We start from the raw sequence: 11,042 nt of genomic DNA on the forward strand, positions 1-11,042 counted from the left end.
GAGTCTCCCGCCGCAAGGCGTGCCGGTTCGATTCCGGCCCTGGGCACCACAAGACTTATCTCCCGCAGTGCTTCCCCTCGGTTTGGCGTAATTCTGGCGTAGCGACATAGTCATTCGTCTCGTCTGACGGCTCAGTCCTGTTCCCGCGCTACATTCACCGAATCCGACGTCCCGTCGACCACGACAATCTTCTCCAGCGCATGCCGGTCCTGGGACATGTGGTAGTACCGCTTCATCCTGCCGTGAATGTCGCGAGCCAACAGAACCTGCGCTCCGTCGACGGCAACGTCCTTCGCTTTGTGGCCGTCCGGCGCTTTCGCATAGAAGTCCCGCCTCACCCCGTCGATGACCGGCATGGCATTTGTCAGCGCGCGACGCGTTTCCCGCGTCATCTCCGATTGCAACGTCGCATCCATTTCACGGGGAGAAGGTCCGAGCGCGTGAGACGGCAATCGTTCCGGCATCGGACGCACACGCATCAACCCTCGAGCCATTCCCAAGGCTGCGCGTCGCGCTGACGGCAGCACCAGGTTCAGCTTGTTCAGCGTACCGATCCATTTTTGCCCTTCACCGGAATTCCCTGCAGGGTTCAAGTCAGCGTGATGCGTCGCCACAACAAGGTTCGCATGCCGGTAAAGACTGCCGAAAATACCTCCGTCGACACCCGTCTTTCCACCAAACGCGTTTTTCGCGAACTGCGTCCCAGACTCTTCGTAACTGCCGCTGATGTCGTTCGAGCATCGAACATAGTCCGCAATCGAGGCAGGCAGGACTTGCCTGCGTGTTCCATCCTCCGCCGCGACCTGCATGCCACCGCTGCGAAACACCGCGGCAACATTCGCCATGTCCTCCGTGTTCACCATCACAGCGCAGGCTCTGCAATAGCTAAGAAAGGCATCCTCGGAAAGCGCTCGCCTGCAGGACAGGGCGAACTCGGGCGTCAGTCCACCGGCGCGTGTCGAGTTGGCGTCGACGACTGCCTTGCCATGTTTGCGCATCGCGTAAGTCGTCAAACTGTCGTCATCCACAAAGCCCGAGGCATCCAGCGTCGCCAGCAATTGCCGGTTGCGACTCGTCGCCTGGTCAGGCGGACAGAAGTCGAACTCTCCTATGGCCATGGCTTCATTGACGCTCAGCCCCGGATTTCTCGTCAACGACTTCATCGTCTCAAGGAAACCATCGAACGGATCACTACCCGGCGGCGTGTGAATCTGAATCAGCATCCACGTTGCCAGCGCGCCGATGTTCACACTCGAATTGAACGGACGGCCGTCGGGCGCGAGCGTGGCATCGTTATAGGGAAGCGCCGACGCTTGCATTCCGATGTATCGACCGTAGCGCTCGGGCTGACCACCCATCAACTGAATCGCCAGCGCCATCGCCACCGGTTTCGACATGCTCTGCTGCGAAAAACGGTGATGCACATCGCCAACACTGACGATCTTTCCCGTGCGCGTGTCCATCAACGAAATAGCGCGTTTCTCAGTGCACGGGTTCGTGCCAGGAATACCTTGAACGGGACGCCCTTTGCCGACGGGCGAGGCACGCGAACGAATGACTTCGTTCAACAGCGCGGAATCCACGAAATACGATTTCTGGTAGACCGTCGAACGCGAGATGTCCGCTCGCGCACCCTCACTCACGTTCCCAATGTGTAAAAGGTCGGTGACCATCGCGCGATCGGCAGCATCTGCCCGACATGGTTGAAGGTGCGCAGGCGCGACGTCATCCACGGGAATCCGTGGCACAAAAGACAGAATTTTCATCATGCGGCGACTTTCGTGAACTCGGAGATATCTGGTCTCAACCTGTTCGATGACCCTATTTCTCTCAGAGCTTCGCCTTGCGGCAAGATCGCCGTGTGTCCCCGCCGTCATTGCAACGGCTTCGGCATTTCGAGAAGAGCATCCCTAAACGATTTTTATTCTCCTAGGCTACACGCACAACGAGGAAAGCCGCTTCTATGGTTCGCTCATCCCATACTCGACGTGACAACCTCATCGGGTCCGCTCGCTACGGCTCGGCAATCAGGTCGCGATCTCCTTAACATCGCGTAATTTCCGAATCGGTTGATAGCGCGGAGATCCCGCGACGAGCGCTGCGCAGTCCTCGTCGGATCCCTCGCACCGCTCGGAACACCGCGTAGCACATGGATCGCCGCCCTCGCGACGTTTTCATATTCAATTGGGAAAAGCGCCGAATCCATACGCGTGACAGCGATCGGACAGAGCGATTCGGACGATGCTGAAACTCACGTCACTTCACGCCTGCCATCATGAAAACACCCTAACCGTACATTTATGGGAGACCTTCATGAACGCTTCTAAGGACGCGAAGACCGAGAAGAGCAGCGACGTCGTTAAGAAGAATCGCAAGCGCTGCGGAACACTGAACGTGCCGAAATCGTTAGCGCGGCAAGGCTACGTAGTTTGGTTTTACGAGCACGGGGAATATCTGGGGTTGGCGTGGAACGAAACGGCTTCGGAAATTGAAAAAGCGCACGTCACCGACGACGATCACGCGATCTACTTCGAAACGTTCGCGCAAGCCGCCGTGGCGTGCGACAAGTTCGTCAGTCCCTGCCGCGTGCTCCATTCGCCTGGACCCGGCAAACGGCCGAAACTCATGGGTTAATTGCGGCGGGCGGCCCGCCTTTGGTGGCGGGCCGTCACTGTCGACAGACGATCTGACAAAGTTCGCCCGAGTGGGTGTGTTGGCATCTGCACGGGCGCCGTTTCGGCGGGGATCCCGCCCTTTCGGTGCGCGTCACGTCGCCTTTGCGCCGACGTGGCAACCATCGACGACTACGAAGAGCCGATCTTCGAAAGGAAGTGCGTGGCAGCGACAAGTGCCGTGCCGACCGTCACGATGGTGCCGATCAGTCGCCAGGTGAGCGCCTGCAGTTCGCGGTGCAACGCCGTTCCCAGCGCGTGCATCCCCTGACGAACCTCCTCAAATCCCTGATTCATCTCCTGTCGCACCTTTCCAAATTCCTGATGCATCTCCTGTCGCACCTTTCCAAATTCCTGATGCATCTCCTGTCGCACCTTTCCAAATTCCCGATGCATCTCACTTCTCAGCCCACCGACCTCTCGATGCATCTCGGCACGAACCGTGCCGATCTCCCTCGCGAGATCTTCCTTCGTTGCCAAGGTCGGAAGTACTGCCTCGACTGACGCGATTCTTTCATGCAACCGCATCTCGTCGTGCTTGTGCCGGGCATCCGCGTGCCCGACTTTGAACCGTGTAATACGTGAATCAATTTTCCGGAGTGTTCCCATCTTCATCTGCACCTTCTGCCGCATCGACGCCCTCACCTCGCAGGCGTCGACACGTTGGATAAACGAGATGCAGCAAAGGCGTTTTCGTGCGAAATATGCGGCTTTTTTGCGATCGTCCGGCTCCGCCCCACTCGCGCCCGTCACTGCATGAGAACCACTCTATCCCGCTGCGCTGTGCTTTCGGTTCTACGTAGTCGCCGACACGGGCGCAGCGAGGTGCGTAACGATCTCTTGCGCCGTCGCCCGCGCGCTTCGCATGACGCCGATCAGCGTCGCCGACGCATACCCCGTCCACTCGCCGTAGCCAACCAACCACAACCTGGGTTCATCGACGCTCCTCGTCCCTGCGACGCGAATCCGCCCTTCGGCCTGCGCAATGCCCAAGCCCTGCAGATGCCCCAGCGAAGGCCGAAATCCAGTGCACCAGATGACGACATCGACAGGCGTATGCGTCCCGTCTTCCCAGACGACACCGTCCTCGACGAATCGCGTGAACGGACGCACTGTGCGCAGCACCCCACGCGAACGCGCCTCAAGCACCGACGGGACCATGACGATGTGCCCCAACCCGCAATCGGGATACGGGTCCGGCAAGCCGTGCTGCGAGGCCTGCCAGCGTGCCGTTGCACGTTCGAACAACACACGCCCGTCGACGTCGTCCGGCAAGTAGGACGGCGGACTTAGCGTGACCCAGGTCGCCTCGCTCACCCGCGACACTTCGGCATAGATCTGCGCCCCCGAATTGCCACCACCGACGACCAGCACACGCCGCCCCTGTAGCCCCTGCGCCCCCGCGTACTGCGCCGAGTGCATCTGAAGGCCGCCGAACGCATCCTGTCCCGGATAGGACGGCACGTACGGCGAACGCCAGGAGCCTGTCGCACTGATGACCGTGCGGGCCAGCCAGTCGCCGCGATCGGTGCTCACCCGCAATCCGTCTGGCTGTGCGACGACGTTCGTCACGTTCACTGGACGCATCACCGGCACTTCATAACGCGCTTCGTACTCACGCAAATACGTCACGACCGCGTCTTTCGACGGGTAATGCGTCTCGCCGCCGCGCATGGGCCACCCTGGCAGCGACGACCACTGTGCGGGCGAAAAAAGTTGCAGCGACGGCCACGCCCGTAGCCATGCGCCGCCCGCGGCCGACTGATCGTCCAACACCTGATAGTTCACCTGCCATCGACGCAGGAAGTACGCCGTCGCCAGCGCCGATTGCCCGCCACCGATCACGAGCGTATCGACATGCCTCGTCGCGGAAGACGAAGACGGCGATGCCGACTCTGGCAGACTCATGCCCCCTCCTCGTCATCCGCCTGCACACGCGGCCCTACCTGACGGAAATAGCGTCCTGGCGATTCACCGAAGGCACGCCGGAACATCGCAATGAAATTGCTAGGCGTCGAGTACCCAAGCGAGTCGGCAATCGTACCGACGGGCTCGCCGTTTGCCAGCCGCTCCAGCGCACTCACGAGACGCGCCTGTTGCCGCCACTGCGTGAATCCCATCCCTGTCTCGGCCACAAACAAGCGCCGCGCCGTGCGCGACGACATTCCGGCATGATGCGCCAGCGCCTCCAGCGAGGCCTGTCCGCCAAGATCGTCGAGCACGGCTCGCGCCACGCGCACCACGCGCGCGTCGGTCGGCATCGGCAGCCCGAGCGGCTCGGCGGGCGCTCTCGCGATCTCGTCGACCAACACCTGCGCCAGACGCGTTTCCTCCTCCGTCAATACCTCGCGCGTCGCCCACGACACAGCACGCTTGACGAGCGCCGCCAGCAACTCCGACACGCCCACGACACAGGGGGCGGACGGCAGCGATGCGGCCGCTGATGGCGCGACCAGCACGATCCACCCGCTCACCACGCCGGATAACGACACGCGGTGCGTCACGCTGGGTGGAATCCATCCCGCACGGTAGGGCGGCAGCACCCACGCCCCGAACGGCGTATGCGCCTGGACCAGTCCCGAGTGAATGCAGAACAATTGGCCCCGGACATGCGAATGCCAGTCCAGCTCCCGCGTGCCGATCCTGAACAGACTCCGATCGTGATCGCTCCCGCCGAAGGCCCAGACTGGTGGGCCGTCGGGCCGGTCGTTCGGCTTGTAGCGGGCGAACGGCGAGTCGTCGAGTCGCAGCAGTCCCTCTTCAGGCCTCGCGCGAGACAGGTCGGAATAGTGGCTACCCATGAGTTTGTCCGATTCGGTTTGTCCGATTTGCATTGTTTAATGACCAAACGATGTTATCAGGTCACGGCGCAGCGCGCAGACAATGGGCGCAGTGCCACTGCCGGTCGCCTCAGGACGGCCCATCGAAATCATGTCTGTCTTGCACGTCAACATCATCGGCGCAGGTCTGGGCGGCCTGTGCCTGGCGCAGGGCCTGCGCCGCGCGGGAATTTCGTTCGATGTCTACGAGCGGGATCCTGCGCCCGACGCCCGCTTCCAGGGTTATCGCCTGCGCATCGACGCCAACGGCCTCGACGCCCTGACCGAATGCCTGCCCGACGGCGGTATCGACCGCGTTCGCGAGCGTGCGGCCGTCGCGCGCGCCGGTGGGCGATTCGTCACCCCCCAACTCGAAGACGCCAAGGTCGTCTTGCCGCCCAGTTGGCACGACGCACACACCGATTCGGCCGTCACCGACCATCGCCAACGCACCACGACCGCCGCCGCGCGCCCCGCGCCGCACGTGCCCGACATCCCCTGCGACGTCAGCGTCCATCGCCAGACGCTTCGCGAGATCCTGCTCGACGGCATTCTCGATCGTGTGCATTTCGGCAAATCGTTCTCACGCACGACCACGATTGCCGACGGCCGCCGTGTCGCCCATTTCGACGACGGCACGCACAGCTTGCCGGGGCTCGTGATTGCGGCAGACGGCACGCAATCGCGCGTTCGCGAATACGTGTTGCCGGGTATGGCCCCTCGCGAGACGGGCGACATCTGCATTTACGGCCTGACGCCGCTGTCGACCGCCCTGCTCGTGCTGATGGACGCTCACGGCGAGGCCACCACGATGGAAGGCAGCACTGTCGTGTTTGCCGACGGATTCGCCGTCATCGTCGAGGCGATGCTGTTCCGTCGCCCGCCGCGTAGCGATAGCGCGGCAGTGGCACCGGCGACACCATCGACTGTGAGCACGCCGGGCGAAATGCCGCTCACCCCGGTCTCGGATTATCTGTACTGGGCGTTCATCGGCCCGTCGCGAACCCTGCTCGGTCCTGCGTACACCTGCGCGGAAATGCCGGACGCCATGCCGCTCGCCCGCATCGAGTCGATGACACAAACATGGCACCCGCATCTCGGCTCGCTGTTCTCGCACGCGGTCCCCGAAACGGTCCGCGTGTCGCCCGTGCGCAGCACCGCCAGCCCGCTGCCCTGGCAGATCGACGGCGTGGCCGGACTGGGCGATGCGGTCCACGCGATGAGCCCGGCCGGCGGGCTTGGCGCAAACACGGCGTTGCGCGACGCGGCGCAACTGACCCGACACCTGCGCGAGGTCGCCGACGGTCACGTGCCGCTCTGGCAAGCCATCACCGCCTATGAGCGCGACATGTGCGAGCGTGCACGCGAGGCCGTTCGTCTGGCCGATGCCGGTGCTGCGCTGCTCAATGCACGTCGCGGTCCGTCGCCCGCGTCGACACAGAAATCCGCCGATCTGATGCATTTGTGAGACGACCGCGATCCCGTGTTACTTTTACGGCAACGTTACTGCGCGTGAGGAGTGACTATGTACACCGTAATGGGTATCACGGGTCGCGTTGGCGGCGTGATCGGACACGATCTGCTCACCGCCGGCTTACCGCTGCGGGCCATCGTTCAGGACCCCGTCAAATCGAGCCGATGGGCCACGCTTGGCGGCGAGATCGCCGTTGCCGAGAACGGTGACGCCGAGGCGCTGACCAACGCCTTTCGCGGCAGCGAGGCCGTCTTCGTCATGCTTCCGCCGAACGCCGACCCGGAGCTCGACTTCTCCCACGCGCGGCACCTGATCGATGCCATCGTCAAAGCACTGAGCGCTACGAACCCCAAACGCGTGGTGTGCCTGTCGAGCATCGGCGCCGATTGCGACATCCCCAGCCTGATCACCGCGCTGCGTCTGTTCGAAGAGGCGGTGCGCGAGGTCCGCTCACCGGTGACCTTCCTGCGCCCAGCATGGTTGATGGAGAACTTTGCGTGGGACATTGCGCCCGCGCGGGAGCGTGGCGAGCTGCCGAGTTATCTGGCGCCGGTGGATCGCGCGATTCCGATGGTGTCGACGAACGACGTCGGCCATTTCGCCGCGCGGGCGATGCAGGAAGATTTCGATGGCGAACGTATTTGGGAAATCGAAGGCCCGGAGCGTTACTCGCCGGACGACATCGCCGCTGCGTTGGCGCGCGCCCTCGTGCGAGACGTCAGTGCCGAGGCCGTACCGCGTGCAGGTTGGGACCCGCTGTTCCGTGCGCAAGGCATGCGCAACCCGCTGCCGCGCATCCAGATGCTCGACGGGTTCAACGACGGCACTTTCAAGTTTCGCGACAACGGCCAGCATGTCATGCGCGGAGACGTCACGCTGCTCGACGCGATTACCGCACTGGTTCGGGAAACCTGAAGTCGAAAGTGAGCGTCTGCGGCTTCATGATCTGCACCTGACGCTCTTCAGCCCGTTCACTGCGCCGCGCCGCATGTAGGTGTCTGTGCGAGCAACGCAGGCCATCGCGTGGCCCACTCGCCGTCGTGCGAGAGGCCAGTGACGACAACCGTCTTTACGCACTTCCCACCGACAGCCGCCGCATAGCGCTTCTCGACTTCCGGCGGCACCACCGTGTCCTGTTCGCTGCTGAAGTGGATCTGAGGAATCGTGGCGACCCGCGTTGCAACGTCGATCGGATTGAGCGACGCTGGCATCGCCGACACGTTATGCATGCGGTTCACGTACTCGACATCGAGATTCCCGGCGACCGTGCGCAGCGACGCGACGTCCTGTCGTCGGGCTGCAATCAACGCGGCAATCGCGCCACCGCCGGAATAGCCAACGAGTGCCAACCGCTGCCCGGGAACGCGCGCCGCCATCTTTCCAACGGCCTCGTTCATTGCGTCGACGACATCGGGTGCAAAGCGCTTGCCGGTCCAATACGGCACCCCGCACGCCGGATTCAGTGCCATTGGCGTGAACTGACAGGGACGCGCGATGTACACCACGTTGGGCGACTTATCGGCCGCCGCAAGCGCGAGCCCCGTCGCGGCGACGGGCGTCGGATCGAGCGACGGCTCCGTTCGCGACAGCCACGCCAGTCCGTCACCCTCGATGTAGACATTCACCGGTGCATCGGTCTTCGTGATGCGAGCGAACACTGTCAGCACGAACGGTCCGCCCGTCACCGTCTCACGACGCAAACCCGCCGGGTCGGCCAACGCTTGAGCGTGGGCGTCGCGATCGAGGCTCGCGCAGCCGGACGTCAGCACGGTAGCAACCTGACACGCGAACGCACCGAGCAAGGCTTTAGCTCGCATTTCGCGACTCCACACCACGTCGTTGCGCGACGAAGGCGGCGAGCGCCTTCCCCATCCGGTCGATCACAGGCGCCCACGCCGCACGCTCGGATTGACGGAACAGCCGCATCCCCGGATACCAGGGCGAATCGTCCCGACCGAGCAACCAGCGCCAGTCGGGCACAAACGGCAGCAACACCCAGACCGGCCGCCCCATCCCACCGGCCAGATGCACGGGGGACGAATCGACCGAAATCAGCAAATCGGCGAGATGCAGAATGGCTGCGGTGTCTTCGAAGTCACGGATCTCATCGCTCAGCGACACCATTTTCATGCCTTCTGGCGGCGTTTGCGCTTGCGACGAAGCAGGTCCCTTCTGGATCGAGAGGAACGTTGCACCGCTCGCGCCGAGCGGCGCAAGCTGATCGAGCGATACGGACCGGTTGCTGTCGTTCACATGCTCCGGGCGTCCCGCCCAGACCGTAGCGACCCACGGCCGGGGAACGTCGGCCAGACGCGCACGCCAGTGGGCGATGCGCTCGGGATCCGCACTGAGATACCCGACGTCGCCCGGCAAATCGGCGAGTTTGAGACCCATCGCCATCGGCAGGCTCATCAGTTCGCAATGCTGGTCGAAGGTGACGGGTAGCGTGCCGCGTCCGACGATGTCCGCCTCGCCCCACATCCGTCGGGCAATCGACAACGTTTCGGGATTCACTTCGAAGATCACCCGCGCCTGACTGCGCTCGCGCACCCACCGCGCCATGCGCATGAACTGGAACGTATCGCCATATCCCTGCTCGTCGTGGATAAGCAGCGTCTGTCCCGGGATCGGTTGGCCGTCCCAACGTGGCCGCTGGACTTTGCGCTCGATCGACTGCGTGTGTTCGAGGCTGTAGCGATAGCGGTACTCTTGCCAGCCCCGCTCGAAATCGCCCAGCAGAAGCAGCGACTCGGCCAGATCGAACCGGTTGGACAAATCGCCGGGGACCTGACGCGCGAGCATCGCCAGCACGTCACGGCCAGCCTCGGCTTTACCCTGCGCGCGCAAGGCCAGCGCGAGCAGACGCCACATCGACATGGGCGCAGCGCCCGCCGCCACGACATCGCGCAGCAGCGCCTCTGCGCCCTCGAAATCCTGCACCGCGATGCGCTCGGATGCTTGTTGATGAACGGAGGCGTGATCGTGCGACGTATTCGCCTGAGGCATCTGCGATACCTGCGATACCTGCGCGTCAGGTGCCCCGGCGGCATCACGCTTCGCGATATCCGCTTCGACCGCCGCAAGCGCCGCCTGCACGTTGGCGCTCTGGGGCAGCAACTCGGTGGCGGCTCGCGCGCTGACGAGCGCTTCGTCGAGGCGTCCGACCAGACGCAGCACGCCTGCTCGTGCCACCAACGTCGAGGGGTGCTGCGCCGCGAATGCCGACATCACCTCCACGACTTGCAGCGCCGCCGCGACATTGCCGCGCGAGAGTTCGATATCGGCCAGATTCCGATAGGCGTCGACAAAATCGGGAGCCAGTTCAATGGCCCGGCGCGCCAGTCCCCCTGCCTCGTCGAAACGTTTCTGCAAGCTCAGCAGCGACGCCAGATTGCTATGCGTGTCGGCACGCTGGGGATCGATGTCCAACGCGCGACGGTAATGCGCTTCGGACACGTCGAACCGCCCCAGCAATCGCGCGGTATTACCCAGATTGTTCTGCGCGTCCGCCGACCCGGGCTGAAGGTCCCCTACACGCGTCAGACACGTCAGGCTCTGTTCGAGCTGCCCGGATTCCTGCAATGCGATGCCCAGATTGTTCCATCCGGGCGCGAACGCGGGATCGATCTCGACGGCGCGGCGCCCCGCCGCCACGGCATCCGTCAGACGCCCCGCCTGACGATACATCTCCGCGAGATCCGACCAGCACGCCGCATGTACACCCGGTGCCCGGCACGTGGCTTTCAGATGATCGATCGCCATGTCGCGCTTGCCGTAAGCATGCGCCATCAGGCCAAGCAGATAGTGCGCGTCGGGGTGTTGGGGGGAGGTATCCAGTACGCGTCGGCACAGCATTTCAGCCTGTGCCGCCTGTCCGGCTTGCCAATGGGAATTCGCCAGCGCAATCGCTTGCGCAAACGTGAGCGTCCCGGCGGTATCGGGCGACGACGACGCACCGTTAGGCGACGCGGAAGAGGGAGCGGAGGACATCGGATGACTTTCGGGAAACTCGGGAAGCCGTGGGCACTGCGCGATACTTCCACGGCGGTCGCAGCCATGTCAATGACTGCGACCGCC

Annotated in this window: 9 protein-coding genes and 1 pseudogene; 3 read left to right on the forward strand and 7 right to left on the reverse strand. The window is 63.4% G+C overall.

Annotated features, from left to right (window positions below):
• Nucleotides 1-131 precede the first annotated feature (131 nt).
• The gene (locus tag ACIQWO_RS19620) at nt 132-1,769 is read right to left on the reverse strand and encodes a glutaminase (RefSeq protein WP_402827757.1); all 1,638 of its coding nucleotides are present in this window, start codon (nt 1,767-1,769) and stop codon (nt 132-134) included.
• A gap of 472 nt (nt 1,770-2,241) precedes the next feature.
• Between ACIQWO_RS19620 and ACIQWO_RS19625 the strand changes: the two genes are divergently transcribed.
• Entirely contained in the window at nt 2,242-2,634 is a 393-nt protein-coding gene (locus ACIQWO_RS19625) for a hypothetical protein (RefSeq protein WP_246184637.1), read from the forward strand.
• 170 nt (nt 2,635-2,804) lie between these two features.
• On the opposite strand, the gene ACIQWO_RS19630 is transcribed toward ACIQWO_RS19625, so the two are convergent.
• The 3 genes from ACIQWO_RS19630 to ACIQWO_RS19640 all read right to left on the reverse strand — a co-directional run bounded on the left by ACIQWO_RS19630 (nt 2,805) and on the right by ACIQWO_RS19640 (nt 5,473).
• Complete coding sequence (locus tag ACIQWO_RS19630) at nt 2,805-3,305, reverse strand: hypothetical protein (protein WP_402827761.1); 501 nt, start codon at nt 3,303-3,305, stop codon at nt 2,805-2,807.
• 162 nt (nt 3,306-3,467) lie between these two features.
• A complete protein-coding gene (locus ACIQWO_RS19635) occupies nt 3,468-4,580 on the reverse strand; it encodes an ArsO family NAD(P)H-dependent flavin-containing monooxygenase (RefSeq protein ID WP_402827764.1) in 1,113 nt (370 codons plus the stop codon).
• Complete coding sequence (locus tag ACIQWO_RS19640) at nt 4,577-5,473, reverse strand: AraC family transcriptional regulator (RefSeq protein ID WP_402827767.1); 897 nt, start codon at nt 5,471-5,473, stop codon at nt 4,577-4,579. Before ACIQWO_RS19640 ends, ACIQWO_RS19635 begins: the two co-directional genes overlap by 4 nt.
• Before the next feature lie 130 nt (nt 5,474-5,603).
• Here ACIQWO_RS19640 and ACIQWO_RS19645 point away from each other — a divergent pair, with 130 nt between their 5' ends.
• Together ACIQWO_RS19645 and ACIQWO_RS19650 are read left to right on the forward strand one after the other, a co-directional pair.
• Nucleotides 5,604-6,959: an FAD-dependent oxidoreductase gene (locus tag ACIQWO_RS19645; protein ID WP_402827770.1), complete on the forward strand. Its 1,356-nt coding sequence runs from the start codon at nt 5,604-5,606 to the stop codon at nt 6,957-6,959.
• 57 nt (nt 6,960-7,016) lie between these two features.
• Nucleotides 7,017-7,880: an NmrA family NAD(P)-binding protein gene (locus tag ACIQWO_RS19650; protein WP_402827773.1), complete on the forward strand. Its 864-nt coding sequence runs from the start codon at nt 7,017-7,019 to the stop codon at nt 7,878-7,880.
• A gap of 56 nt (nt 7,881-7,936) precedes the next feature.
• On the opposite strand, the gene ACIQWO_RS19655 is transcribed toward ACIQWO_RS19650, so the two are convergent.
• The 3 genes and pseudogenes from ACIQWO_RS19655 to ACIQWO_RS19665 form a co-directional block, all read right to left on the reverse strand.
• Complete coding sequence (locus tag ACIQWO_RS19655) at nt 7,937-8,782, reverse strand: alpha/beta hydrolase (protein ID WP_402827776.1); 846 nt, start codon at nt 8,780-8,782, stop codon at nt 7,937-7,939.
• The gene (locus tag ACIQWO_RS19660) at nt 8,772-9,971 is read right to left on the reverse strand and encodes a glycosyl transferase family 8 (RefSeq protein WP_402828245.1); all 1,200 of its coding nucleotides are present in this window, start codon (nt 9,969-9,971) and stop codon (nt 8,772-8,774) included. Before ACIQWO_RS19660 ends, ACIQWO_RS19655 begins: the two co-directional genes overlap by 11 nt.
• A 255-nt stretch (nt 9,972-10,226) precedes the next feature.
• Nucleotides 10,227-10,955, reverse strand: a pseudogene (locus tag ACIQWO_RS19665) (tetratricopeptide repeat protein); the annotation flags it as partial.
• Between the last annotated feature and the right edge of the window lie 87 nt (nt 10,956-11,042).

It is taken from the genome of Pandoraea sp. NPDC090278, assembly GCF_044772185.1.
GTDB lineage: Bacteria > Pseudomonadota > Gammaproteobacteria > Burkholderiales > Burkholderiaceae > Pandoraea.

Excerpts from the sequence above, each read along its gene's own strand:
- ACIQWO_RS19625 (WP_246184637.1), top strand. The coding sequence starts at position 2,242 with ATGCTGAAACTCACGTCACTTCACGCCTGCCATCATGAAAACACCCTA.
- ACIQWO_RS19630 (WP_402827761.1), bottom strand. The coding sequence starts at position 3,305 with ATGCGGCAGAAGGTGCAGATGAAGATGGGAACACTCCGGAAAATTGAT.
- ACIQWO_RS19635 (WP_402827764.1), bottom strand. The coding sequence starts at position 4,580 with ATGAGTCTGCCAGAGTCGGCATCGCCGTCTTCGTCTTCCGCGACGAGG.
- ACIQWO_RS19660 (WP_402828245.1), bottom strand. The coding sequence starts at position 9,971 with ATGCCTCAGGCGAATACGTCGCACGATCACGCCTCCGTTCATCAACAA.
- ACIQWO_RS19650 (WP_402827773.1), top strand. The coding sequence starts at position 7,017 with ATGTACACCGTAATGGGTATCACGGGTCGCGTTGGCGGCGTGATCGGA.
- ACIQWO_RS19640 (WP_402827767.1), bottom strand. The coding sequence starts at position 5,473 with ATGGGTAGCCACTATTCCGACCTGTCTCGCGCGAGGCCTGAAGAGGGA.
- ACIQWO_RS19655 (WP_402827776.1), bottom strand. The coding sequence starts at position 8,782 with ATGCGAGCTAAAGCCTTGCTCGGTGCGTTCGCGTGTCAGGTTGCTACC.
- ACIQWO_RS19645 (WP_402827770.1), top strand. The coding sequence starts at position 5,604 with ATGTCTGTCTTGCACGTCAACATCATCGGCGCAGGTCTGGGCGGCCTG.
- ACIQWO_RS19620 (WP_402827757.1), bottom strand. The coding sequence starts at position 1,769 with ATGATGAAAATTCTGTCTTTTGTGCCACGGATTCCCGTGGATGACGTC.